The organism is Arthrobacter sp. MMS24-T111 (genome assembly GCF_054888995.1).
This window is the reverse complement of sequence record NZ_JBTZRO010000001.1, coordinates 1,590,918-1,615,764: the sequence shown is the minus strand read 5'-3', so window position 1 is coordinate 1,615,764 and position 24,847 is coordinate 1,590,918. Positions and strand designations below refer to the sequence as shown.

Annotated in this window: 20 protein-coding genes and 3 pseudogenes; 11 read left to right on the top strand and 12 right to left on the bottom strand. The window is 66.9% G+C overall.

Going from position 1 to position 24,847, the window contains the following annotated elements:
• Window positions 1-32: 32 nt before the first annotated feature.
• Window positions 33-1,073 carry a universal stress protein gene (locus tag ACX5I6_RS07510; RefSeq protein ID WP_285247253.1) on the bottom strand — a complete coding sequence of 347 codons (1,041 nt, stop codon included), beginning with the start codon at window positions 1,071-1,073 and terminating at the stop codon, window positions 33-35.
• Between the two features lie 427 nt (window positions 1,074-1,500).
• On the opposite strand from ACX5I6_RS07510, the gene ACX5I6_RS07505 reads away from it, so the two are divergent.
• Window positions 1,501-2,139, top strand: coding sequence for an NAD(P)-binding protein (locus ACX5I6_RS07505; RefSeq protein WP_461841684.1), 639 nt, complete (start codon window positions 1,501-1,503; stop codon window positions 2,137-2,139).
• A 52-nt stretch (window positions 2,140-2,191) separates the two neighbouring features.
• Here the strand turns inward: ACX5I6_RS07505 and ACX5I6_RS07500 are convergent, their stop codons facing one another.
• A complete protein-coding gene (locus ACX5I6_RS07500) occupies window positions 2,192-2,923 on the bottom strand; it encodes a copper resistance CopC family protein (RefSeq protein ID WP_461840041.1) in 732 nt (243 codons plus the stop codon).
• Window positions 2,924-3,030: 107 nt separating this feature from the next.
• Here ACX5I6_RS07500 and ACX5I6_RS07495 point away from each other — a divergent pair, with 107 nt between their 5' ends.
• Complete coding sequence (locus ACX5I6_RS07495) at window positions 3,031-4,470, top strand: NCS2 family permease (RefSeq protein ID WP_461840040.1); 1,440 nt, start codon at window positions 3,031-3,033, stop codon at window positions 4,468-4,470.
• A 67-nt stretch (window positions 4,471-4,537) separates the two neighbouring features.
• On the opposite strand, the gene ACX5I6_RS07490 is transcribed toward ACX5I6_RS07495, so the two are convergent.
• Window positions 4,538-5,842: a cation:proton antiporter gene (locus ACX5I6_RS07490; protein WP_461840039.1), complete on the bottom strand. Its 1,305-nt coding sequence runs from the start codon at window positions 5,840-5,842 to the stop codon at window positions 4,538-4,540.
• A gap of 175 nt (window positions 5,843-6,017) precedes the next feature.
• Here ACX5I6_RS07490 and hutG point away from each other — a divergent pair, with 175 nt between their 5' ends.
• Window positions 6,018-7,007 (top strand): formimidoylglutamase, encoded by a 990-nt coding sequence (gene hutG / locus ACX5I6_RS07485; protein WP_461840038.1) that lies wholly within the window; start codon window positions 6,018-6,020, stop codon window positions 7,005-7,007.
• Between the two features lie 43 nt (window positions 7,008-7,050).
• Here the strand turns inward: hutG and ACX5I6_RS07480 are convergent, their stop codons facing one another.
• Both ACX5I6_RS07480 and ACX5I6_RS07475 read right to left on the bottom strand, forming a co-directional pair.
• Complete coding sequence (locus tag ACX5I6_RS07480) at window positions 7,051-7,716, bottom strand: response regulator (RefSeq protein WP_461840037.1); 666 nt, start codon at window positions 7,714-7,716, stop codon at window positions 7,051-7,053.
• On the bottom strand, window positions 7,713-9,293 hold the full coding sequence (locus ACX5I6_RS07475; protein ID WP_461841683.1) for a sensor histidine kinase: 1,581 nt from the start codon (window positions 9,291-9,293) through the stop codon (window positions 7,713-7,715). The genes ACX5I6_RS07480 and ACX5I6_RS07475 overlap by 4 nt, the downstream gene beginning before the upstream one ends.
• A gap of 223 nt (window positions 9,294-9,516) precedes the next feature.
• Here ACX5I6_RS07475 and ACX5I6_RS07470 point away from each other — a divergent pair.
• From ACX5I6_RS07470 to ACX5I6_RS07455, 4 genes and pseudogenes are all read left to right on the top strand, one after another.
• A pseudogene (locus ACX5I6_RS07470) lies at window positions 9,517-10,526 on the top strand (Bug family tripartite tricarboxylate transporter substrate binding protein).
• Entirely contained in the window at window positions 10,523-11,026 is a 504-nt protein-coding gene (locus tag ACX5I6_RS07465) for a tripartite tricarboxylate transporter TctB family protein (protein ID WP_307360236.1), read from the top strand. Before ACX5I6_RS07470 ends, ACX5I6_RS07465 begins: the two are co-directional and overlap by 4 nt.
• Window positions 11,027-11,095: 69 nt before the next feature.
• Window positions 11,096-12,615 (top strand): annotated as a pseudogene (locus ACX5I6_RS07460) (tripartite tricarboxylate transporter permease).
• Complete coding sequence (locus tag ACX5I6_RS07455) at window positions 12,612-13,007, top strand: universal stress protein (RefSeq protein WP_461840036.1); 396 nt, start codon at window positions 12,612-12,614, stop codon at window positions 13,005-13,007. The pseudogene ACX5I6_RS07460 and the gene ACX5I6_RS07455 overlap by 4 nt, the downstream one beginning before the upstream one ends.
• A 2-nt stretch (window positions 13,008-13,009) precedes the next feature.
• Here ACX5I6_RS07455 and ACX5I6_RS07450 read toward each other — a convergent pair whose 3' ends face one another.
• Window positions 13,010-13,891, bottom strand: a complete 882-nt coding sequence (locus ACX5I6_RS07450) for a fumarylacetoacetate hydrolase family protein (RefSeq protein ID WP_461840035.1) — start codon at window positions 13,889-13,891, stop codon at window positions 13,010-13,012.
• A gap of 208 nt (window positions 13,892-14,099) precedes the next feature.
• Here ACX5I6_RS07450 and ACX5I6_RS07445 point away from each other — a divergent pair, with 208 nt between their 5' ends.
• Window positions 14,100-14,360 (top strand): hypothetical protein, encoded by a 261-nt coding sequence (locus ACX5I6_RS07445; protein WP_285247243.1) that lies wholly within the window; start codon window positions 14,100-14,102, stop codon window positions 14,358-14,360.
• Window positions 14,361-14,520: 160 nt separating this feature from the next.
• On the opposite strand, the gene ACX5I6_RS07440 is transcribed toward ACX5I6_RS07445, so the two are convergent.
• The 4 genes from ACX5I6_RS07440 to ACX5I6_RS07425 form a co-directional block, all read right to left on the bottom strand.
• Window positions 14,521-14,766, bottom strand: a complete 246-nt coding sequence (locus ACX5I6_RS07440; protein ID WP_461840034.1) for a hypothetical protein — start codon at window positions 14,764-14,766, stop codon at window positions 14,521-14,523.
• A 163-nt stretch (window positions 14,767-14,929) separates the two neighbouring features.
• Window positions 14,930-16,522 carry a histidine ammonia-lyase gene (hutH, locus tag ACX5I6_RS07435; RefSeq protein WP_461840033.1) on the bottom strand — a complete coding sequence of 531 codons (1,593 nt, stop codon included), beginning with the start codon at window positions 16,520-16,522 and terminating at the stop codon, window positions 14,930-14,932.
• 9 nt (window positions 16,523-16,531) lie between these two features.
• On the bottom strand, window positions 16,532-18,250 hold the full coding sequence (hutU, locus tag ACX5I6_RS07430) for a urocanate hydratase (RefSeq protein ID WP_461840032.1): 1,719 nt from the start codon (window positions 18,248-18,250) through the stop codon (window positions 16,532-16,534).
• Window positions 18,251-18,454: 204 nt separating this feature from the next.
• Window positions 18,455-19,339 (bottom strand): IclR family transcriptional regulator, encoded by an 885-nt coding sequence (locus ACX5I6_RS07425; protein ID WP_461840031.1) that lies wholly within the window; start codon window positions 19,337-19,339, stop codon window positions 18,455-18,457.
• Between the two features lie 173 nt (window positions 19,340-19,512).
• Between ACX5I6_RS07425 and ACX5I6_RS07420 the strand changes: the two genes are divergently transcribed.
• Window positions 19,513-20,103 carry a DinB family protein gene (locus ACX5I6_RS07420; RefSeq protein WP_461840030.1) on the top strand — a complete coding sequence of 197 codons (591 nt, stop codon included), beginning with the start codon at window positions 19,513-19,515 and terminating at the stop codon, window positions 20,101-20,103.
• 149 nt (window positions 20,104-20,252) lie between these two features.
• On the opposite strand, the pseudogene ACX5I6_RS07415 reads toward ACX5I6_RS07420, so the two are convergent.
• Window positions 20,253-21,733, bottom strand: a pseudogene (locus ACX5I6_RS07415) (HNH endonuclease signature motif containing protein).
• A 171-nt stretch (window positions 21,734-21,904) separates the two neighbouring features.
• Here ACX5I6_RS07415 and ACX5I6_RS07410 point away from each other — a divergent pair.
• Entirely contained in the window at window positions 21,905-23,395 is a 1,491-nt protein-coding gene (locus ACX5I6_RS07410; RefSeq protein ID WP_461840029.1) for an amino acid permease, read from the top strand.
• Between the two features lie 81 nt (window positions 23,396-23,476).
• Here ACX5I6_RS07410 and ACX5I6_RS07405 read toward each other — a convergent pair whose 3' ends face one another.
• Complete coding sequence (locus ACX5I6_RS07405; protein ID WP_461840028.1) at window positions 23,477-24,340, bottom strand: SDR family oxidoreductase; 864 nt, start codon at window positions 24,338-24,340, stop codon at window positions 23,477-23,479.
• A gap of 121 nt (window positions 24,341-24,461) precedes the next feature.
• On the opposite strand from ACX5I6_RS07405, the gene ACX5I6_RS07400 reads away from it, so the two are divergent.
• The gene (locus tag ACX5I6_RS07400; protein ID WP_461840027.1) at window positions 24,462-24,839 is read left to right on the top strand and encodes a winged helix-turn-helix transcriptional regulator; all 378 of its coding nucleotides are present in this window, start codon (window positions 24,462-24,464) and stop codon (window positions 24,837-24,839) included.
• Window positions 24,840-24,847: the final 8 nt, after the last annotated feature.

Below are 24,847 nucleotides of genomic sequence, written 5' to 3'. Positions count from 1 at the left end.
GTGTGGCTGCCCTGCCGGCGGACCTGGTGTGCCTACGCGGCGTCGCCCAGGATGGGCCCGAACCGTGCCCGGTCTGCCAGGCGTGGGTCTTCCCGGTCCGGCACCACCATGACCGGTCCTTTGGCGTGATGGAGTACGCCGTCCGATGTTGAGCCGAGGAGCATGCCGGTGAAGCCACCGCGGCCGCGGGTGCCCACCACCACCAGCTCCACGTGCCTGCTTTCCTCTACGAGGACGTCGACGGGCGAACCATCCTTGAGCTCGTAATCGGCCCGCAGGTGGGGATAGTGGCTGCGAAGCCAGGCCATGCCGGCATCCAGGGTGACGCGGATGTCCTCAAACAGGGCTTTCCGGTCCATCGGGGCGGGAACCCAGGCCAAGGAACCGCTGTACTGCGGGACGGCACAGACCACACGGAGCGCGGCGCCGAGCCGTTCGGCCTGGTCAGCCGCTTCCAGGACGGCCACCCTGGCCTGCTCGGAACCGTCGACGCCGACCACCACCACGTTCTCGACCGGCCGGTGGCCGGATTTGGCCTGCTCTGCCTTGATGCGCCGGTCCTCGGTGGTCTCACCGAGCCGCTCCGAGCAGAACAGCGGCACGGTCACCGTGGGGCATTTCGCATGGGCGGGCAGCGCGCTGCTCACCGACCCCAGGAGCCTGCCCACGAAGCCGCCGCGGCCGCGGGTTCCCACCACCAGGAGCTCGGCGGTTTCGGAGATCTCCAGCAGCACACCGGCGGCGTCGCCGTTCTCAACCGATGAGCTGACCTCGACGTCGTACGTTGAAACCTTCTCGAGGGCCTGTTTGGCGATGGCCTCGGCCCCCTCCCGGATGACCGAGTCGTCCACGGTGGCGTAGCCGCCGTCCAGGCCGGACGCGGCGAAGATCGGCACCGAATAGGCGGTGACGATATGGAGGGGACGACGACGGCGCTGGGCCTCCCGCGCGGCCCACACCAGGGCGCACTGGCCATGCTCGGAGCCATCGACACCCACCACGATGCCTTCGGGAGCGGCCGGAGAACCACCGCCGTCCCGGGCCGGGTCCGGATGCAACTCTTGTGAGCCCATGGGGGCCGCCTCCTCGCGATACTGCCTGATGTTGCGGCTATTCTGCCAGAAAACGGCCCCGGGTCCGTGCACCCCGTCCCGCTGCTGCAACGGCAGGGAACAGACCGCTTCCATTTCCCACTATTCTCCGTCCCCCGCGGCTTAGCAAGCCTGTTCAGGGGCGGGAACGAGGGTTATCCACAGGCTTTCCCGGCGCTCCCGGAAAGCGCCTTCACCACCGCGCGAATGTTTTCTCCAATGGGCTATTCACGGCCGCAATTGTTCTGTAGTCTTCAGGACATTGTTGGTCCGGGACGCCAGCTGCAACTTCCTGTTGGGGGCGGCCCGGCCATGCGCTGCGACCGTGCTTGGGGGCATCGGGACGCGAGCCGGCGAGGTCGCCGGCAACCTGCCGAAGCTTCGAAGGAGGGAAACTGTAGTGTCAAGCATGCCTGGGAGTGCCGGGACCGAACAGACCACCACTGTGATCATTGGCACCGGACTGTCCGGGCTGGCCGTGGCCGCTGAACTGCGGCGGCACGGAGTGGACTCCATCGTGGTGGACGGCCTGGATATCCTGGGCGCGGCGCAGCCGGCGAACACGTCGTCGCTGCAGCGCTGCGACGCCGCTGACAGTGACACCCTGAGGGAGCGGAACGAGATCCTGCGGCACCTGCGCAACTACGCCGCAAGCCACAGCGTCGACGTGCGGAATACCACCCGGGCTGTGCAGCTGACCATGCTTGAGGGTCCGGAGGATACCGCAGCGCCCCAGTGGCAGGTCCACACGCCCACAGGCATCCTGGTGGCAGACCACATTGTCCTGACGCGTTGCGCCCACAGCCAACTGCGGCGCATGCTCAGCGACTTCGGCATTACCGTAGGCAAGAACGTGGCAGCAGCCATGCGGGCGATCGGCATCTACCTGGTGGGCGTCGGCGAGCTGATCACGCCGTCACCCAAGGAGGTGCTGCGCCAGGCCAAGACCGTAGGCCAGGCGATCTCCGCCAAGGTCAACGTTGGCACCGTCCAGCCGTCGGCCGGCGCCTTCCCTGCAACGGGCAGCTTTGCGGCGCTGACCTGCTGACGGCAATCCTTTTGACCGCCGGCCTTGATCTGCCTGCTCTGCCAAGCGCCCGCTACGGGCGGGCCTCTCCGTCCGTGTCGGCGTCACCGGGCTGGTCCGCGTCGTCGGGCTGGTCTGCTTCGTCGGGCTGGTCTGCGTCGTCGGGCTGGTCTGCGTCGTCAAGCGTGTCACCGTCACCGGATAGCCGGCGCCGGGCCAGGACGCCCAGGCTGACGAGCAATCCAACGGCCACAGCGGCAAACAGCACGATGCTCCATTGGAAGGGTTCGGCTGCGCCGGCAGGTGCTGACGGTTCCTCCGTCACCCCCGGCCTCGCGGTGCTTATGCCGGGGACGGCGCCGGCCGCCGTCGAACTTTCCGACGGGGCAGGGACTGAGGCAGCGGCTCCCGCAGGGGCGGATCCCGACGCCGCGGTGAACGTGAACGTCCCCTCGATCGGGTGTGAATCTGAGCTGACCACGCGCCACGCCACCGTGTACGCCCCCGCCGGGCCACCCGATCGAAGCTTTTGGGTGGCGACGTTGTCGACGATGCGGACGGAACCGTCAGCCCACTCCTTCCCGGACGCATCCTTGACCGAGAACGAGGAACCAATGCCCAGCGGCGGGTTGCTGAAGGTCACCGAAACTTCTTCAGGCGGGGCCGCCAACGCGGCTCCCTGCGCCGGGGTGGTGGATTCCGCGGCATCATGCGCGGAGGCCGGCCCCACCAGGCCAAGGGTGGCGGTTGCAAGGACGAACAAACCGAGCATTATGCTCAGCAACTGCCGGTGGACCGGGCGCATGGGCTGCTCCTCATGTTGGCTTCCTTACAGACTAGGCGAATTTGGCCGCCCCCACCGTGCAGCACCCTTAGGATGCAGGTATCCCCACACATTCCCCCGGAGGACTAATGCTTAAGCAAGGCTCTGCCCTGGACCGGTATTTCATGGCCACGGAGCGAGGCTCCAACTTTTCCCGCGAGATCCGCGGCGGGTTCGCCACCTTCTTCGCCATGAGCTACATCGTGGTGCTGAACCCCCTGATCCTGTCCGGCCCCGACTCCACCGGGGCAACGCTCGGTTTCACCGCCGTTGCCGCCGTAACCGCGCTCGTGGCCGGGGTCCTGACCATCCTCATGGGCGCATGGGGACGGCACCCCTTCGCACTGGCCACCGGCCTGGGCGTCAACGCCTTCGTAGCCGTGACGGTCGCCAGGAATCCGGGCCTCACCTGGCCGGACATGATGGGCCTGGTGGTCCTCTCCGGCATCACCATGCTGATCCTGGTCCTCACCGGTTTCCGCACCGCCGTCTTCAAGGCCGTACCTGAGGGGCTCAAGACAGCAATCGTGGTGGGCATCGGCCTGTTCATCGCCCTGATCGGCTTGGTCAATGCCGGGTTCGTACGGCGAATCCCGGACGTGGCAGGAACCACCGTGCCCGTGGGCCTGGGCTTCGACGGCAAACTGCTGGGCTGGCCCACGGCCGTGTTCGTCTTCGGCCTGATCCTGACCATCGCCCTGGTGGTCCGGAAGGTCAAGGGCGCCATCCTGATCGGCATCATCACCTCGACCGTACTGTCCGTCATCCTTGAGATGACCCTCCACATCGGCCCGAGCTTTGACGGCAAGACCTCCAACCCGCAGGGCTGGTCCCTGGTGGCCCCCACGTTCAGCGGCTGGGCAGCCCCGGACCTCTCCCTGATCGGCAAGGCCAACCCGTTCGGCGCCTTCTCCGATCTCGGCTTCGTGGCCGCCACCCTGCTGGCCTTCGTGATCCTGCTCAGCATCTTCTTCGACGCCATGGGCACCATGGTGGGCCTGGCCAACGAAGCCGGCACGGTCGACGAACACGGCAACATTCCCGACGTGGACCGGGTGCTCCAGGTGGACGCCCTCGGTGCCATCATCGGCGGCGGCGCGTCCGTCTCCTCCAACCAGATCTACGTCGAAGCCGGTGCCGGCATCGGTGAGGGCGCCCGGACCGGCATCGCCTCGATCGTCACCGGCCTGCTGTTCCTGGTGGCCATGTTCTTCACCCCGCTGATCAACCTGGTCCCGTTCGAGGCCGTAGCCCCGGCCCTTGTGGTGGTGGGCTTCATGATGGTCTCCCAGGTGGGCAAGATCGACTGGCAGGACTGGGGCATTGCCATCCCGGCCTTCCTGACCTTCACCCTCATGCCGTTCACCTACTCCATCGCCAACGGCCTGGGCGCCGGCTTTATCGCCTACGTCCTGATCCGTACGGTCCAGGGCAAGGTAAAGGACATCCACCCCCTGATGTGGGCCGTGGCCGCGGCATTCCTGCTGTTCTTCGCCATCGGCCCGATCGAGGCCGCCCTCAGCATGTAACCACCCGCCGGACGAAAAAGGGCTGGTGCGGCGTCTGCCGTACCAGCCCTTTGCCTTAACCGGCCGGCTATACCGGCGTGTTGGGCGCGAGTCCTTCGTCCCCGGAAACCGCCAGCGCCCGTTTCTCGCGCAGCCGGTCCAGCCGGTTCATCAGCGGCGAGGTAGTGGCACCGTGGATCACGATGGACAACGCCACCACCAGCCCCACAAAGGACCAGAGCCAGTGCGCCTGGTCCGAGAAATGGTCCTCCCCCAGGGCAAAGGCCAAGTAGTACAGCGATCCGATGCCGCGGATGCCGAAGAAGGACAGCGCCACCCGTTCGCGCGGCCCGGTCTTGCCGCCCAACAGGCCCAGCCACCCCGCAAGGGGCCTGATTACCAGCAGGAACGCCAAGGCAACCAGCACCTCCGCCGGCCCGATTCCGGCGAGGAGCCCCCGGGCTATGGCACCGCCGAGCAGGACAAGGATCACCACGGTCAGGAGCCGTTCGAGCTGCTCCACGTATGAGTGCAGCACCCGGTGGTAGCCGTGGCTGCGCTCGGCCGCACGGATGGTCACGGCACACACGAAGACGGCGATGAAGCCGTAGCCCTCCGCCAGCTGCGTCAGCCCGTACGCCAGGAAAGTGGCCGCCAGCGCCACGAAGCCCTCCGAGTGGTTGGAAAGCCGCAGGCTGTCGCGGCGCGCTGAGAAGAACAGCTTCGCCAGCATTTTTCCGGTGAGGAAACCCACCAGCAGGCCGACCGCCAGCCGCCACAGCACGTCCACCCCGAACCATTCGGGAAACCAGGCCGACGGCGAGGCGCCGGCCACGCTGATGGCGATGGCGAGGTAGACGAACGGGAAGGCTAAGCCGTCGTTGAGGCCCGCCTCCGAGGTGAGGCCGAACCGCACCTCATCTTCCCTTTCGATGCCTTCTTCCTCGTCCGCCGGTTCGCCCACCTGCACTTCCGAGGCCAGGACCGGATCCGTGGGGGCCAGGCTGGCGGCCACCAGCAGTGCCGCACCAAGGCCCAGGCCCAGGAACCACATGCCCAGCAGCGTCAGGCCCGCGATGCACAGCGGCATGGCGATGCCCAGCAGCCGCCAGGTGGTGGACCACCGTTTGCGCCCTACCGGCCGGTCAAGGGCAAGCCCGGCGCCCATCAGCGAAATAATGACGCAGATTTCCGCCAGGTGCATCACGAAGCCACTGTGCTCCACCGGGTTGGGATCCGGGAGCGAGGGAATCAGCGCAAAGGCCCCCATGCCGGCACCGAGGAAGACCATCGGCATGGACAGGGGCATGTTGCGCAACAGCTTTGGCAAGACGGCGGCAACGAAGACGGCCGCTCCGGCGGCCGCAAAGATGATGTTAGCGGCGTCGAACATGGGCGGCCTCCAGCTTGGAAAGGTGCGTGGTTCCGGCACAGGCACGTCACGCTTGGATCTGGCCGACCGCTCCCACCCTACCCCCGCCCCGCCCCGCGGGGTTGGTTCTTGGATCCCGGACAGGACGACGGCGGCGGTGCTGGTTTTTGTGCCCGGCGTACGGTGAGCTTGAAGCATGCCTTTCCAGTCCCCAGCCGTTGACGTCCCCCCGCAGCCCTGGACAGGGAGGTACGACGGCGACGGCCCGGCCCACCGCCGCTGGTGGCAGGCAGTGAACCACGCGCTCCAGCCCGGGCCGTTGGACGCCCCGGGCGGCCAGGGTGCCGGGCAACCAGTGGCCTCGGGCCGGAAGCCGCTGGCCTTGCTGGGTTTCGCCAGCGACGAGGGGGTACGCCGGAACAAGGGCCGGACCGGGGCTGCCGCCGCCCCCGCTGCGCTGCGGAGGGCGCTCGGCCCGCTGGCCTTCCATCTGAACCGGGCCGTTTCCGATTGCGGTGACGTAGTGGTGTCCGGAGACCGGCTTGAGGCCGGCCAGGAACGGCTGGGCCACGCCCTGGCAACCCTGCTCGACGCCGGCCACCAGACTGTCGTCCTGGGCGGCGGCCACGAAACCGCCTACGCCAGCTACCTTGGCGTCAGTGCGTCGGCCGCCGTCCGGAGCGGACAGCGCCTGGGCGTGCTGAACCTCGACGCGCACTTCGACCTCCGCGACGAAGCGGTTCCGAGTTCGGGGACGCCGTTCCTGCAGATGGCCCGTGCGGAAGCGGAGGCCGGACGCGACTTCCGCTACGCCGTCGTCGGCATTTCGGAGCCAAACAACACCCGGGCCCTGTTCGACACCAGCGGAAAACTCGGCGTCCGTTACCTGCTGGACGAAGACTGCGAGGCAGAACGCGTCCGGGCGTTCGTGGCGGACTTCCTGGCGGAAACCGACGTCCTGTACCTGACCATCGACCTGGATGTACTCCCCGCCGCGGTGGCCCCGGGCGTCAGCGCCCCCGCAGCCTACGGCGTGCCACTTCCAGTGATCGCGGCCGTGTGCCGGCAGGTGGCCGCGAGCGGGAAGCTGCTGCACCTTGACGTGGCGGAACTGAACCCCGCGTTCGACATTGACGGCCGGACCGCGAGAACGGCCGCCCGGCTGGTTGATACGCTGCTGCGCTGACAGTCCTTTGGCGGCCGGCCGGGTCAAGCCGAATCAGGCAGAATCAGGCCTTCAAGACATAACGCCGTTCCGGCCGCCCCACGCCGTACTTGAGCCGCACGTCCAGGGCGCCTTCGTCATGCAGGTATTCCAGGTAACGGCGGGCGCTGACGCGGGACGTTCCCAACTCCTGGGCAACCTCCGCGGCGGACACGTCGCCGGCGGCAGCGTTGAGGGCGGCCTCCACCAGTTTCAGGGTCTCGATGCTGCACCCCTTGGGCAGCGGCCGTTCGCCGCGGTCCAGGCCGAATACCCGGTTGACGTCCGATTGCTCGGCCACGTCCTTGGCGGCATCCAGGCCCTGGTACGCGCTGCGGTAATGTTCCAGCCGCTCCTGCAGGTCCGACTGGGAAAACGGCTTGATCAGGTAATGCACAATGCCGCCCCGGAGCGCCTTCCGTACCGTTTCGACCTCGCGGGCGGCACTGATCACGAGGACGTCCAGTTCGGGGGCCACGCTGCGCAGCCGGTGCATGAGGTCCAGGCCGTTGACGTCGGGCAGGTGGATGTCCAGCAACACCAGGTCGGGCCGGAGCCGTTGGGTCTCGGCAACTGCCTGCGCCCCGGTGTGGGCCGCCCCCACCACGGTGAAGCCGGGCGTGCGCTGGATGAATCCGGCATGCACTTTGGCCACCATGAAGTCGTCGTCGACGATCAGGACTTTGATCATGCCTGCGTACTCCCTCGTTTCAGCACGGCTGTGAAGACCGCCCCGTGGTCATTGGCCACCGTCAGGTCCCCGCCGCCGCGGCGGCAGACAACCCTGGACATCGCCAGGCCAAAGCCGCGGCTGCCCGCCGGTCCTGGTTCTTTAGTGGTGAAGCCCTGGCGGAAAATGTGGTCGGCCGAGCCGCCCGGGACGCCGGGCCCGTTATCCCGGACTGTGACCACCACGTCTTGCCCGGCCCGGCCTTCCACCAGCACCGTGACGGCTGCCTGCGGAAGCCCGGTGACGGCGTCGAACGCGTTGTCGACGAGGTTCCCCACCACCGTGGTGAGGTCCCGGGACAGCGCGTCATCCACCTTGTCCAACCCTGAACCCGGGTCCAGTTGCAGGGCCACGCCGCGCTCGGCGGCCAGGCTGGATTTGGCGATCAGCAGGGCGGCGAGCGCGGGATCGGCGATCCGGCCGGTCACCTCGTCATTGAGCCGGGTCCGGTCCACCGTGGCACCGTTGACGAACTGGACCACGGACTCGTACTCGCCGATCTGGATCAAGCCGGAGATGACATGGAGCTGGTTGGCAAACTCATGCGCCTGGGCCCGAAGGGTGTCTGTGGCGGTGCGGGTGGCGCCCAGCTCCTGCTCGAGTTCGGAGAGCTCCGTCCGGTCGCGGAGCGTGGCCACCGATCCGATGACCTTGCCGCGGGACCGGATGGGCACCCGGTTCATCACCACCAGGCGGTCCCCGACGAGCACCAGCTGGTCCGGTCCGGGCTGGTCCCGGGTGAGGACTTCCTTGAGGGCCGGCTCGACGGCCAGGCCGGACACCCGCTTGCCCACGCAGTCCGGCGGAAGGCCCAACAGCGACCGTGCACTGTGGTTGGCCACCGTGATCCGTTCGTGCAGGTCAAGGGCCACCACGCCCTCCTTGAGGCCGTGCAGCATGGCCTCCCGGTTTTCCACCAGGCTGGTGATTTCGCTGGGTTCCATGCCGAGGGTCTGCCGCTTGACCCTGCGGGACAGCAGGAGGGACCCGGCGATGCCCAGGACACTGGCAACCCCAAGGTAGGTGAGGAGATTGGGGACGGCGTCGCCCAGCCGTTCCAGGACGGTGGGATAGTTGCGGCTGATGGAGGCGATCCCGATCATGCGGCCGGAATCGTCCAGGACCGGGACATGGGCGGACAGGAGCGGGGCGGGCGTGCCGCCCACCACCCCGGTCCAGGCCCTGCCTTCCATCACCCGGCTGGCACCGAGCTCCAGCGGCTGGCCGAGCAGGCTGGGATCCGAGGAAGCCACCACGGTACGGTCCAGTTTCGCCAGCGCCACCCGGGATGAGCCCGAGACAATGCGCACGGACTCCGCCACCGCCGGCAACACGGCACCGCCACGCGGTTCTGTTTCCGGAAGCAGTTCACGCACCACCGGGTTGCCGCCAAGCGCTTCCGCCGCCGAGAGGGCACGCCTGCCCTCGGTCCGTTCGAACGCCGCCGCGGACTGGGCCAGGGAAATGGCCACCACGCCCACCAGCACCGCCAGGACAATGAGCAACTGCAGCAGAAGGTACTGCCCCGCAAGGGACATTCCTCGTCGTCGAGTCACAATGGTCTTCCTGGTGTTCCGGGGGGCGATACCCGGGAACTATATCCCAAAGCCTCCGGCGGGGACGGTGCGGGGCCTTTGACGCGTGAACGCAATGAACACAACTTTCTCTGCGTACACAAGAGTGATCGCCGTCACTGCCGCCCCTAGCATCGGAACCACCAGTCAGCCGATGCTGATCAGATTTTGATGAGAAGAGGAATACATGCGCCAGATCCGCGCATTGCGAGTCGCCGCCATTGCCGCCGGCATCGCCCTGATGGCCACCGGTTGCGGTGCCACCAGCAAGAGCTCCACCGGCACGGAAAGTTCCGGCGCCGCCGCCGGTCCCATCACCGGCCTGCAGATCATGGTCCCCAACACCCCGGGCGGCGGCTACGACACCACCGCACGCGCCGCAGCGAAGGTGCTCGACGACGCAAAGATCTCCACAAACACCGAAGTGTTCAACCTTGCCGGTGCCGGCGGCACCGTGGGACTGGCCCGCATCGTCAACGAGAAGGGCAACGGCGACCTCGCCATGCTCATGGGCCTGGGTGTGGTGGGCGCCAGCTACACCAACAAGTCCGAGTCGAAGCTGACCGACACCACCCCGCTGGCCCGGCTGATCGAAGAACCGGGCGCCATCATGGTGGGCAAGAATTCGCCCTTCAAGACCATCGACGACCTGGTGAAGGCCTGGAAAGCCGATCCCGGCTCCATCGCCGTTGGCGGCGGGTCCTCCCCGGCGGCCCGGACCACCTCCTGCCGATGCAGCTGGCCGGCGCCGTGGGCATCGACGCCACCAAGGTCAACTACGTGGCGTACGACGGCGGCGGCGACCTTTTGCCCGCAATCCTCGGCAACAAGCTCGGTTTCGCTGCCTCCGGTGCCGGCGAGTACCTCAAGCAGATCGAATCCGGCGAGGTCCGCGTCCTGGCCACCAGCGGTGAGAAGCGCCTGGACGGTGTGGACTCACCCACGCTGAAGGAGTCCAACATCGACCTGGTGTTCACCAACTGGCGCGGCGTGGTGGCCCCTCCGGGCATCAGCGACAAGGACAAGGCCGCCCTGATCGCGGCCCTGGAGAAGATGCACGGCACCGACGGCTGGAAGGAAGCGCTGAAGACTCACAGCTGGACCGATGCCTTCATCACCGGCGACCAGTTCACCACCTTCCTCACCGAGCAGGACAAGCGCGTAGCCAACGTCCTCACCAAGCTCGGGCTGGCGTGACGTCCCTGGCAACAGGCCTCAAAGGCCGCTCCGAGCTGGGAGTTGCCCTCCTGCTCGGGGCGGCCGGCTTCCTGGTCTTTCTGGACGCCAACGGCCTGGCAACCCCGTATTCGAAATCCGATCCGGTAGGGCCCAAGACGGTTCCGTTCATCGTGGCCGGAATGCTGGTGGTCTGCGCCGTGCTGCTGGCACTCAACGTCCTGCGCGGCGGCAAGGGCGAGGCGGAAGCCGGCGAAGACGTCGACCTCACCCACCCCGCCGACTGGAAGACCGTCCTCCCGCTGGCAGGAGCCTTCATCCTGAACATCCTGCTCATCGACTGGGCCGGATGGGTGATCTCCGGAACGGTCCTGTTCTGGGGCAGCGTCCTGGCCCTCGGCAGCCGCCGCTACGTCCGGGACGGGCTGATCTCCGTTGCCTTGTCCCTGCTGACCTTCTACGGCTTCTACCTCGGCCTGGGCATTGCACTGCCGGCCGGCCTCCTGGAAGGAATCCTGTAAATGGACGTCTGGTCCTCCCTGATGGACGGTTTCGCCACCGCCCTCACCCCCATGAACTTCCTGTACGCCGTGATCGGCGTGATCCTGGGAACCGCCGTCGGTGTCCTTCCCGGCCTGGGCCCGGCCATGACCGTTGCCCTGCTGCTCCCCGTCACCTACGCCCTGGAGCCCACCAGCGCCTTCATCATGTTCGCCGGCATCTACTACGGCGGCATGTACGGCGGCTCCACCACCTCGATCCTCCTCAATACCCCCGGCGAATCGTCCTCCGTGGTCACCGCCATCGAGGGCAACAAGATGGCCAAGGCGGGCAGGGCGGCGCAGGCGCTGGCGACGGCGGCCATCGGCTCCTTCGTTGCCGGCACCATTGGCACCGCATTGCTGGCGGTCTGCGCGCCGATCGTGGTGAAGTTCGCCGTCAGCCTTGGCGCTCCCAGCTACTTCGCCATCATGGTCCTGGCCCTGCTGGCCGTGACCGCGGTGCTGGGCTCCTCACGGTTGCGCGGTTTCGCGTCCCTGGGCCTGGGCCTGGCCATCGGCCTGGTGGGCATGGACTCGGTGACCGGCCAGCGCCGCCTGACGTTTGGCCAGCCGCTCCTGGCGGACGGCCTGGACATCGTGGTGGTGGCCGTAGCCATCTTCGCCGTGGGCGAGGCCCTCTGGGTTGCCGCGCACCTTCGCCGGACCCCGATGCACATCATTCCCGTGGGCCAGCCGTGGATGGGCAAGAAGGACTGGCAGCGGTCCTGGAAGCCCTGGCTCCGGGGCACGGTGTTCGGGTTCCCGTTCGGCGCCCTGCCTGCCGGCGGCGCTGAAATCCCCACTTTCCTCTCTTACGTCACCGAGAAGCGCCTCACCAAGCACCCGGAGGAGTTCGGCAAGGGCGCCATCGAGGGCGTAGCCGGTCCGGAAGCGGCCAACAATGCGGCTGCGGCCGGCACGCTGACGCCGATGCTGGCCTTGGGCCTGCCGACGAATGCCACCGCAGCCGTCATGCTGGCCGCCTTCACCAGTTACGGCATCCAGCCTGGACCGCAGCTCTTCGAAAGCGAAGGGCCGCTGGTGTGGGCGCTGATCGCGAGCCTGTTCATCGGCAACACCCTGCTCCTGCTGATCAACCTGCCGCTGGCGCCGCTCTGGGCCAAGCTGCTGCAGCTCCCCGGCCGTACTTGTACGCCGGCATCCTGTTCTTCGCCACCCTGGGCGCCTATTCGGTGAACCTGCAGGCATTCGACCTGGTGATCCTGCTGGTCCTGGGCGCACTCGGTTTCATGATGCGGCGATTCGGCCTGCCCGTGCTGCCGCTGATCCTCGGCGTGATCCTGGGACCGCGTATTGAAGGGCAGCTCCGCAAGACCCTGCAACTGAGTGCGGGCGACCCCGCGGGTCTCCTCAGCGAGCCGATCGCCGTCGGTATCTACGTGATTATCGGCATCATCCTGCTCTGGCCTTTCGCCTACAGGGTGTTCCGCCGCAACCGTCCGGTTCCCGCTTCAGCAGGCGGGGCCGCACCCCTTGCCTCGGAACCCCTTGATGCGGTCCACTCGAAGCAGGACGCCTTCAGTCCCGACCAAAAGGAGCGATCATGACCGTCGTTGTGGGATACGTCCCGACCCCGGAGGGCGAAGCTGCCCTGACGCAGGCCATCACCGAGGCCCGAAAAGCCAGCAGCACCCTGGTGCTGATCAACTCCTCCAAGGGTGAAGCGGCAGTGGACAGCCGGTTTGCGCAGGAAGGCGAGATCCAGGACATCGAGCAGCGGCTGGCCGGCGAGGGCATCGAGTACCTGATCAAGCGCCCAGTCCGGGGCCATGACGCTGCCGCCGAGGTACTGGACGCTGCCGAGGAACACAAGGCCAACCTGATCGTGATCGGCCTCCGCCGCCGCACCCCGGTTGGCAAGCTGATCATGGGCAGCACATCCCAACGCATCCTGCTGGAGGCGGACTGCCCGGTGCTGGCTGTAAAAGCCGGCCAGTAACCCTAGGCCGTAGCGGCCGCCGGCGCCCTGAACAACTCCTGGCGCTGGCGGCCCAGGCCTGCCACTTCGACCTCCACCACGTCGCCCGGTTGGAGGTACGGGAAACGGCCGCTCAGAGCCACGCCCTCCGGGGTTCCGGTGAGGATCACGTCGCCCGCTTCCAACCGCATGTACTGGCTGCAGTGGTGGACCAGGGTGGCTGCGTCAAAGATGAGCTCCGAGGTCGAGGAGTCCTGGCGTGGTTCCCCGTTGACCCAGCTGCGCAGCGGGAGGTTGCCGCCGTCAATGTCTTTCGCCGGAACCAGCCACGGGCCAAGCGGGGTTGACCCGGGCAGCGACTTGCCTTTGGTCCATTGGCCCGCGGCCCCCGGCAACTGGTATTCGCGTTCCGAGAGGTCGTTGGCCGTGACGTAGCCTGCGATACACGCGGTTGCTTCTTCCGGGGAGCCCAGGTAGCAGGCCTCCCGGCCGATCACAATGCCCAGTTCCACCTCCCAGTCGTACTTTTGGGAATGCGGAGGGAGCGGGGCCGGGTCGAACGGGCCGGTGACCGTATTGCTTGGCTTGAGGAAGACCACCGGAATCGTGGGCGGCTCGGCCCCCGATTCGGCTGCGTGGGCGGCATAGTTCATCCCGATTCCCACCACGGCGCCGGGTCTCGCCACGGGCGGTCCGACCCGCAGCCCGTCCGCGTCTTCGAGGACCGGCAGGTCACCTGCCGCCAGGGCTTTCCGGACCTTGTCCAGGCCCCCAGCGGCGAGGAAACCGCCGTCGACATCGTCAGTCAGCGGCAGCAGGCTGAAGTACCGGCCGGCGCCGTCCGCTGAGGGAACGAACACTGCGGGCTGTTCGCTGCCGCTGTTGCCCAGGCGCATGATCTTCATACCGAATCTCCTCAAGGTGTGGGGGCGGGACTGCTGGATGGGGCCCCGGCAGTGCCCGCTTCCATGGTCGTTGATTCCGTCCGGCGCCGCGAACAAACGCTTTGTGACCGCCTCTCACAGGCTATGGGAGGGCAGTCATCTGACATATATGGATACTGATCGATAGAATAGCGGAGCCACCCGGCACGAAACACAGAAAGTTCAGTACATGATCACAAGCACTTTGGAGCGCGTCCCCGCCGCTGCCAAAACCGCCGAAGGCCCGGAGCTCCGGTCCATCAGCCTCGAGTTCTCCAGCGCCAGCGAGGTTCACTCCGGACTGGAAGAGGCAGTAGCCGAGCTGATTGAGGTGGCAGCGAAGGACGCCGCCTGCGGCATCCTGGTGACCAGGCTGCACCCGGGGCGCTACACGGTTGCCCTGGACGAATCCGTACCCTTTGGCGAGACCTACGAATCCTTCGCGGCCTGAGTTGCCGGCTGCGCCCCGGACGGCGGCCTGAGTTGCCGGCCGACTGGCTCGCTGTTCAGGGCAGCCCCCGGGCCACCGGACGAACGCTGAGAGCCAAAGAAAGAATCCCCGCAGTGCCGTAACGCGCTGCGGGGATTCTCTTGTCTAGCGGGTGCTGCCTTCAGGCGAGGCGGACCTGGACGCCGTCGGACTTAAGGAGAAGCTGCTTTTCCGACAGGTCTGACGGTCCGGCCGGCACCAGCCAGAGGACGTTGCCGCTCTGCGACACCTCTTCCACTTCCCCGGCTGCCACCACATGCGCATGCTTGATGATTTCGACGCGGTCCCCGGCCTTGAGGGCCTTCCAGTTGGATACCGCGGCGGAATGGGCGTTGCGCCTGGACAGGACTGCCCCACGTGCTTTCATTTGAACTTCTACCCCTTTGTATTGTTCTGCTGCCACAGCTTCGTTGATGTGACTTTCACTACACCATCAGTTCTACTACACTCCGGACTCCGCCATTGGCAGTGTCGCCGGATATTCCACACTTCGGACCGGAGCGCAGCAGGTACTGAAGATCCTTCGGTTTTCAGGCCAGGAAGCCGACGGCGGATTCGGCCGCGCGTCGCACCTCCCCGGAAGCAACCAGCCGGTCCGCCGCTTCCAGTTCCGGAGACAGGAAACGGTCCGTCCCCGGTCCCTCCACCACGGCGCGAAGGGCAGCCACGACGGCGGTGCCCGCCGGGCCCGGAGTGAGCTCCCCACCGGAAAGCTGCGTGCGGATATCCAAGGCCCGCGCAGACGTGACCAGCTCGATGGCCAGGACCCGCCGGAGGTTCTCCACCGCCTTGCGCAGCTTCCGCGCCGCGTGCCAGCCCATGGAGACGTGGTCCTCCTGCATGGCGGAGCTCGGAATGGAATCCACCGACGCCGGCACGGCCAGCCGCTTGTTGTCGGATACGAGGCCTGCCTGGGTGTACTGGGCAATCATCAGGCCCGAGTCCACGCCGGGATCGGAGGCCAGGAAGGCGGGGAGGCCGTGCGAACGGGCGGGATCAAGCATCCGGTCGGTCCGGCGTTCGGCGATGGAGCTGAGGTCCGCGACCGCGATGGCAAGGTAGTCCAGGACGTACGCCACCGGGGCGCCGTGGAAGTTGCCGTTTGAGCTCACGCGCCCGTCGGGCAGGACCACCGGGTTGTCGATGGCCGCGGCCAGTTCGCGGGTTGCCACGAGTTCCGCATGGTCCACGGTGTCACGGACGGCACCGGCAACCTGCGGGGCGCAGCGCAGCGAGTACGCATCCTGGACCCGGGAGTCCCCCACCTTGTGGGACGCGACAATCGGCGAATCCGAGAGCACGCGCAGCATGTTGTCGGCACTGGCTGCCTGGCCGGGATGCGGGCGCAGCGCGGCGTGCAGTTCGGGAACGAATACCTGGTCGGTGCCCAGCAGCGCCTCGACACTGAGCGCGGCGGTAATGTCCGCCGTCGCCAGCAACTGGCGGAGGTCGGCAATGGCCATCAGGAGCATGCCCAGCATGCCCTCGGTGCCGTTGACCAGCGCCAGCCCTTCCTTCTCGGCCAGGGTGACCGGCTCGATGCCGTGGTCTGCAAGCAGCTCGGCAACAGTCCGCTCTCCGCGCCCGCCGTAAGTGACGCCGTCGGGCCCTTCCGCTTCGCCTTCACCCATCAGCACCAGGGCGCAGTGCGAGAGCGGCGCGAGGTCGCCGGAGCAGCCCAGCGAGCCGAACTCGCGGACCACCGGCGTGATTCCGGCGTTCAGCACGTCCACCATGGTCTGCAGCACCACGGGGCGGACGCCGGTTCGGCCGGAGGCGAGGGTCTTGGCGCGCAGGAACATGATGCCGCGGACCACTTCGCGTTCCACGGCCGGACCCATGCCGGCGGCGTGGCTGCGGATCAGCGACTTCTGCAGTTGGGTGCGCAGGTCATTGGGGATGTGGCGGTTGGCCAGGGCACCAAAGCCTGTGGAGATCCCGTAAGCCGGGATGTCGCTGGACGCGAGGCTGTCGATGTGGGCGCGGACCTTGGCCACGGCGTCCAGGGCTTCCTGGGCGATGGTCACCTGCGCGTCGTGGCGTGCGACGGCGACGACGTCCTCGGGCGTGACGCCGACGGACCCAAGCGTGACGGTGAGCGGTGAGTGGGTTGTGAGAGTCATCGGATGTTCCTAGTTCATTGCTTCTGCGGAGTCGGCGAACTCCTGCATGGGGATCCGGACGCCGCGTTCCTTGGCGACGTCAAGGGCTCGTTCGTAGCCGGCGTCGGCGTGGCGGATGACGCCCATGCCGGGGTCGTTGGTGAGGAGGCGCTCGAGCTTTTCGGCTGCGAGGTCGGTGCCGTCAGCGACCGACACCTGCCCGGCGTGGATGGAGCGGCCGATGCCCACGCCGCCGCCGTGATGGAGGGAGACCCAGGTGGCGCCGGAGGCGGTGTTGAGCAGCGCGTTCAGCAGCGGCCAGTCGGCGATCGCGTCCGAGCCGTCAGCCATGGCCTCGGTCTCGCGGTACGGGGAGGCAACGGAGCCGGAGTCCAGGTGGTCGCGGCCGATCACAATAGGAGCCTTGACCTTACCCTCCTTGACCAGCTGGTTGAACAGCAGGCCGGCCTTGGCGCGTTCGCCGTAGCCGAGCCAGCATATGCGGGCGGGCAGGCCTTCGAATTCCACCCGCTCCTGGGCGGCGTCGATCCAGCGGTGCAGGTGCTTGTTCTCGGGGAAGAGTTCCTTGATGGCCTCGTCCGTGACGCGGATGTCCTCAGGGTCGCCGGAGAGGGCCACCCAGCGGAACGGGCCCAGGCCCTCGCAGAACAGCGGCCGGATGTAGGCCGGGACGAAGCCGGGGAACTCGAAGGCCCGGGTGTAGCCGCCCTTGCGGGCTTCGTCGCGGATGGAGTTGCCGTAGTCGAAGACCTCGGCGCCGGCGTCCTGGAACTCGACCATGGCCTGGACGTGGCGGGCCATTGAGGCCTGGGCTTTCTTGGTGAAGCCTTCCGGGTCCGCTTCAGCCTCACGGTGCCATTCCTCGACCGTGATGCCCTCGGGCAGGTAGCTCAGGGGGTCGTGCGCGGAGGTCTGGTCCGTGACGATGTCGACGGTGAACTCGCCGGCGTTGTGCCGGCGGAGGATCTCGGGGAAGACCTCGGCGGCGTTGCCCACATAGCCTACGGACCAGCCGCGACGCTCCTCCTTGGCCTTGAGGACCTTGGCGATGGCGGTGTCGAGGTCGGTTTCGACCTCGTCGAGGTAGCGCTTGCCGGCACGGCGGCGGAGGCGCGTCTCGTCGACGTCGACGATCAGGCAGGCGCCGTCATTCAGGGTGACGGCGAGCGGCTGCGCGCCGCCCATGCCGCCGCAGCCGCCGGTGAGGGTCAGGGTTCCGGCGAGTGTGCCGTTCTGGTCCCCGGTAAGTTTGCGGGCGATTGCAGCGAAGGTTTCGAAAGTGCCCTGCAGGATGCCTTGGGTGCCGATGTAGATCCAGGACCCGGCGGTCATCTGGCCGTACATCATCAGGCCCTCGGCCTCAAGCCGGCGGAACTCGGGCCAGTTGGCCCAGTCGCCGACGAGGTTGGAGTTGGCCAGCAGCACGCGCGGGGCCCATTCGTTGGTGCGGAAGACGCCCACCGGCTTGCCGGACTGGACCAGGAGGGTCTCGTCCTTTTCCATCGTTTCCAGCGTGCGGGTGATGGCGTCGAATGCGGCCCAGGACCTGACGGCGCGGCCGGTGCCGCCGTAGACCACCAGGTCATCCGGGCGCTCGGCGACCTCGGGGTCCAGGTTGTTCATGAGCATGCGCAGCGGCGCTTCGGTCTGCCATGACTTTGCAGTGAGCTCGGTGCCGCGGGCTGCTTTGACCGGGCGGGCACCGGTGGTGAAATCGGCGGGTGCCATGATGGGCTCCTTCGGGTGGTGTCTGTTGGAGGAAAGAAGTTCTGTATCAACTAAAGCCCTTGGCGCACGGGCTTCACAGGGGTTTTGACGGGGCGCTGTCCGGTATTCCAGACATGGCTGCCGCTCGATTCCGGCTCGCTTGCCCAGGTTCTCCAGCGGCCTGGATGAAGGCAAAGGTTGGCAGGGCAAACCCTGCGGGAGGCGCTATTTTCCGGGCCGGCCGTGGAGGCGGAGCGAGAGTTCATCGGCCACCTTCTGGACGCGCGCCGCAAGGACGGGCCATTCCGCCGCGGGCAGCTTGTCCTCGAGGAAGGTGACTGCCACGGCGGCAGTTGGCCATCCCAGGTGGTCGGTCACGGCAGCGGCAATGGAACCGAAGCCAGGCGTAACCTCGCCGTGTTCGGTGGCGTACCCCCGCTGGCGGACCTGGTCCAGGTGCGAGGACAACGCGGAATATTTCATGATGGCGCCCTCCACCTCATGCCGGGCGGTGAAGGCGGCGGCGTTCGGGTAGAGGGCACGCACCTGCGACTTGGGCAGCGCGGCAAGGATGGCGCGTCCGCTGGCGGTGAGGTGGCTGGGAAGGCGGACGCCGACGTCGGTCACCAGCGACGGACGGTTCTTGGCCCGTTCCTCCACGATGTACAGGACATCGCGGCCGTGCAGCACTGCCAGGTGGGCGCTCTCACCGATGGCATCCACGAGGCTCGCGAGGAGGGGGCGGCCCAGCCGCGACAAAGGTTCCTGCCGTGAATAGGCGGAACTGAGTTCGAAGGCGCTGATGCCCAGCCCGTAGCGTTGCTCCTCATGCAAATGGAGGACGAAGCCGTTCGCCTCCATGACGCCCAGCAAGTGGTAAACACTGGACCGGGGAAGGCTCAGGCTGGAGGCGATCTGGGAGGCCGCCATTGGCCCGCGCCGAGAGGCCAGCAACTTGAGGATGCGGAGGGTATTTTCCGCAGCAGGGACTTTTGAGGATGCTTTGACCGCAGCGCTGGGCGCGTGGGCTTCGGCTCGTGTTTCGGCGCCCGGTCTTTCGGCGCCCGGTCTTTCGGCGCCCCGTGATGCGGCGCTTAGTGCAGTGCTCATGGGCTCAAATGGTCTTTCTGGCTAGCTCTGTCCGGTATCCCGTACTTCAGTGTGACGGCTGCCCTTTCCGCTTACGGCACCGCCGCAATTCAATGTGTCCGGTATACCAGACGCTGGCCTGCCCAGCGCAGCTTGCGGTGCCGAATCATCCACGTTTCGGTAGAGTCCGGACCATGGACGGGAAAGAAACCCTGCACACGTACCTCCGGATCCGGCGGGACAACCTGTTGGGCAAGCTGGACGGACTGAGCGATTACGACATGCGCCGGCCCCTCACGCCAACGGGCACCAACCTGTTGGGACTGGTCAAACACGTTGCCAGCGTGGAGTTGGACTACTTCGGCGTGGTCTTCGGCCGGCCCAGTGGGCGCCACCTGCCGTGGCTCGAGGACGGCGGCCGCCCGGACGCAGACATGTGGGTAACGGCTGACGAGTCATTCGAAGACATCGTCGAACTCCACCGCTTCGCAGGAACGCACAGCGACGCGACCATCGAGGCTCTGCCGCTCGACGCTCCAGGCTCCGTGCCGTGGTGGCCGGAGGAGCGCCGCCAGGTTACGCTGCAGCAGATTCTCGTCCATATGGTTGCTGAACGTGCCCACCATCTGGGCCACGCGGACATACTCCGTGAACTGATTGACGCGACCGTCGGCCAGCGTCCAGGGGACCCGAACCTGACGTCCAGGACAGCGGAAGAGTGGGCGGCGCACCGCGCCGAAATCGAAGATGCAGCGCGGGACGCAGCCGGTACCTGGCGGAATTGATGCCAGCGTGAAGCGCCCAGGGTATTAAAGAGGAAGCGCCCGAAAAGTGCAGGGTCTGACCGCAACGGGTCCCGAATCTGCGGTCACGGAGGAGCGCGCTGATCTCGGAGGAGGCAAGTCCTGAAGGCACGGGGCAGGTTCCAGCCTGGTCAGGGTGGAGCCTCGAGGTAGCGGGACAACGCGTTTTCCCAGGGAGATCCGTGGTGGCGCACTATATCGATGGTTCCCGCCCGCGCCAACGACGTTCCCTGTGAGGGCGGACAATGGGTTGGCCAGTGGGGTGGTTCCCAGTCCTGGTGCTCGCTGCTGTAGCGGCGACCGGAGGGTGAAATCCAGCCGGGTGGTTTGTTTTTGCCGGCAGTCGTGGGTTTCCAGGCCGTGGTATGCCGGAGCCTGTGGTGTTTGGGGCAGGGCTGACCGAGGTTGCTGATCCCGGTGGCACCGCCCTTGGCCCAGCTGAGGAGATGGTCGGCGTCGTTGTCGAGGGAATGGTTGCTGCACCCGGGAAACGGGCATTTTCCGTCCCGCATCCGCAGCCAAGCCCGCATGGCCTTGGTCAGCCGATAGCTGGTCCGCCCGATTTCCAGCGGTGCACCGTCCCTCGGATCCACCAGCACCCGGTAGAACGACCCCGCCCCCTCGGCCACCAGGGCCCGTGCCATCAACGGTGGAATGGGACCGTACCCGTCCAGGACCGCCGGTTCATCGGTGAAGCCCATCAGCGAGAACACCGGGACAGTGACCAGCACCTGAGCGCGGATTCCGGAGAAAGGGCGCTCAGCGGCCTGGCATCCCCGGCTGCCTGCGGGGAAGGTAGCCAGCAGCGACGAGGCGTAGTTGTCAGCCCGCAACTGGGATAGCGTGCGACCTTCCTCAGTACCCTGCATGCTGCGAGCCTCGGAGGTGAGCCGGTCCCAGACTGCCGAGGCTTGGCCGGCGGGCAGGTATGCGGACAGCCAGGCCATGCCGTCCCGGTCCGGCCTGTACTCCACCCGCCGTTCTGCCACTCCCTTGGAGTGACGGGCTTCGATACTCCCGGCATGGTGACGCTCCCGCCACGTGCGGGCCTTCACCCTGAACCGGTGCGCCGGCATCTCCCCGGGGGACAGCCCCGCGCCGGATCGGGGGCATCCGGGTCCAGGAAATGCGCCTCCAACGCCGCAGCCCCGTTTACATCCAGGCTCGCCGTCTCATCCGCCATCACCACCGCGTGGCCCCAGGACAGGGTCCCTGCCTGCAGCCCCGCAAGGGTCCGCGGCAACGAGGTAACAACGGCGTGCGAGGTAGCCAGGAATGTCGATGCCGCCCTCGGTCCAACCGCCAGGACGCAGCCAACTTCCGCCGCGACCGCCATCTCATGGGCCTGCACCGGCACGTCGGGCCCCGCAACAGCAGAAGCACTTTCCGCATAAGCGACCGCGGCCTTCGCTTTCAGCCCTGCGATCATGGCCTCCACGGCCCTGACGCCCGCCAGGATGTCGAGGCACCCATCAACTAAGGTGGCCAACGGGTCAGCACACTCCTTCGTGGCGGCAACCGATCCGCGTCCAGCTCTGTCCACCTCGGTGTCCAGCGCGGCAAGGGCAGCCCTGATCTCCTCGAATGCCCTCACCGCCGCCGCTTTCCCCATGACCCAACTATGGCAAGGGGGTACGACATTCAAACCCGGCCAGGTTTCGACTGATCACCTCCCGCACAGTCTGGAACCGAAGACAGCAACCAGCCGTGAGCCTCATCACGATGCCTGCGAAAATGGTCTGCTGGTTAGCGGCTCCCCTCCCAATGACGAGAAGGTATTCGCATGCAACCAGCTCCAACCCCAACCCGGACCGAAACCGCGGCGGAAACGCACAAGCCGGCTGACGCCGTCGGTCGCGTCCTCAACCGCGGCCTGAACGTGCGGCACATCCGCTTCATGGCCCTGGGATCGGCGATCGGCACAGGCCTCTTCTACGGCTCCGCTTCCGCCATCCAGAAAGCCGGACCAGCCGTCCTGCTCGCCTACATCATCGGCGGCGCCGCGGTGTTCATGGTAATGCGCGCCCTCGGCGAGATGGCGGTGAGGCACCCGGTGTCCGGTTCCTTCAGCCAATACGCCGGCCGGTACCTTGGCCCCCTGGCCGGCTTCGTGACCGGCTGGACGTACGTGTTCGAGATGGCCATCGTGGCCATCGCCGACGTCACTGCCTTCAGTATCTACATGGGGTTCTGGTTCCCGCAGGTGGACCGCTGGATCTGGGTCCTGGCCGTCATCTGCTTCCTGGCGGCGTTGAACCTGCTCAGTGTCAAGGTCTTCGGCGAACTCGAATTCTGGTTCTCACTGATCAAGGTCGCCGCCATCATCGCCATGATTGCAGGCGGCGCCGCGATCATCACCTTCGGGTTCCAGGCCGCCGGTTCAACCGTGGCACCGGGCCTTGGCAACCTCGTTGACCACGGCGGCCTGTTCCCGAACGGCTTCGAAGGCCTGCTGGCGTCCTTTGCCGTGGTGATGTTCGCCTTCGGCGGGATCGAGACCCTTGGCATCACCGCCGGTGAAGCGGCCGACCCCAAGAAGGTCATCCCCAAGGCCGTCAACACCGTCCCGGTCCGCGTACTGCTCTTCTACGTCCTGACGCTGGGCGTCCTGATGAGCCTTTTCCCGTGGGACCAGGTGGGCACAGACGGCAGCCCCTTCGTCCAGATCTTCAGCGGCCTGGGCATTCCCGCAGCGCCCCACATCCTCAACGCCGTGGTGATCACCGCCGCACTGTCCGCCATCAACAGCGATATCTTCGGCGCCGGCCGCATCCTCTTCGGACTCTCCAACCAAGGCCACGCACCGGCGGCATTCGGCAAAGTCTCCCGCCACGGCGTCCCCTGGATGACGGTGGTCATGATGGCCGGGATCCTGCTGGTGGGCGTGGTTCTCAACGCGGTCATCCCGGAGGACGTGTTCCTGGTCATCGCGTCGATCGCCACCTTCGCCACGGTGTGGGTGTGGGTGATGATCCTGGCCTCCCACGTGGCAATGGAGCGGGAAATCGCCCGGAAGGGCCTGCCGGAGTCGGAATTCCCCTCACCGTGGTGGCCGGCCGCGTCAGTCCTCACCATTGCCTTCATGGCGCTGGTGATCGCCATTTTGGGCGCTTTCGAGGACACCCGGGTGGCCCTCTACGTGGGTGCCGCCTGGCTTGGCCTGCTGGTCCTGGCCTACCGGCTGTGGGTTAGAGGTGACGGACGACGCCGGGCCCACCTTGAGGACGAAACGTCGCAGCTGCCGGTGGTTGGCACCGCCCGCAACAGCGGGTAGGACGAGCCCACGCGAAAGGTGCCCGGCCCCGCCGGGGCCGGGCACCTTTCGCCGTCCGCTGCCGTACTGCCTTCCGCTGCCTTACGCCGAAGCCGCGGCGGTCCGGACGGCCTGGGCGAGGGACGTCGTCGGGCGTCCAATGAGCCGCCGGAGGTCTCCGGTGCTGACCAGGAGGTCACCGCGGGCGATGCCGAGATCCGAGTCCGCAAGGACCTCGGCGAATGCCTCCGGGACGCCGACGGAGGTGAGCAGGCCGGCGTAGTCCTTGGCGGGGAGGTCGTTGTAGGTGATGGATTTGCCGGTGGCGGAGCTGATCTCGGCGGCGAGGTCAGCCATGCTGAACGCTTCGTCGCCGCCCAGCTCGTACACCTTGCCGGCCTGGTCCTCGGCCACCAGGACCGCCGCGGCGGCATGGGCGTAGTCCACCCGGGCAGCGCCACTGACTTTTCCGTCCCCGGCGCTGCCTGCGACCGCACCCTGGGCGAGGGTACCGGGCAACTGCTCGGTGTAGTTTTCCAGGTACCAGCCGTTGCGGAGCAAGACGAAGGGAATGCCGGACTCGCGCAGGAGGGCCTCCGTGGCCTTGTGCTCCCCGGCCAGCAGCATGCCGGTAGTGTCCGCATTGGCGATGCTCGTGTAGGCCAGCAGCTCCACGCCCTCTGCCCGTGCTGCTTCAATGACGGTGCGGTGCTGTTCGACGCGCTGGCCCACTTCGCTGCCGGAGATCAGCAGCACCCGTGTTGCTCCCTTGAGCGCGGCGGCAACTGACGCCGCGTCGGCGTAGTCCATGGCCTTGACGTTGACACCGCGCGCGGCGAAGTCGGCCAGTTTTTCCACGGAACGTCCGGCGGCCACGATTCCGGTGGCCGGCACCCCACGTTCAAGAAGGGCTTCGATGACGTGCTGGCCCAGCTGTCCGGTGGCGCCTGTAACAACAATGCTCACAATGGATCCTTTCGAAGAATTTCATCTGTCGAAGGGCACAACCATGAGCCATCACGATTACTTCCTCAAAGAGAGTACGCACTTTTAAGTAAGGTACTGACCTTTAGGTAAGCTTGTGGATATGGAAGCTGTTCCGCAGGCCGTACCCCTGCCCCTCGCGTTCGCCGACGGCGTGTTCCCCGCCGGGTGCCCCAGCAGGACCCTGCTGGACCACATCACCAGCAAATGGGGCGTCCTGATCCTGATTGCCCTGTCCGAAGGCGAGCAGCGCTGGAGTGATCTGCGGCGCCGGGCCGAGGGCATCAGCGAGAAGATGCTGGCCCAGACCCTGAAGACCCTTGAGCGGGACGGCCTTGTCAGCAGGAACGCCCAACCGGTCATTCCGCCCCGAGTGGACTACAGCCTCACCGAGCGCGGCTACGAGTTGAGCGGGCTTCTGGTGCCCCTGGTGGCGTGGGCCTTCGAGAACGCGGAGGACATCATCAAAGGAAGCCGCTGATGCTCCGC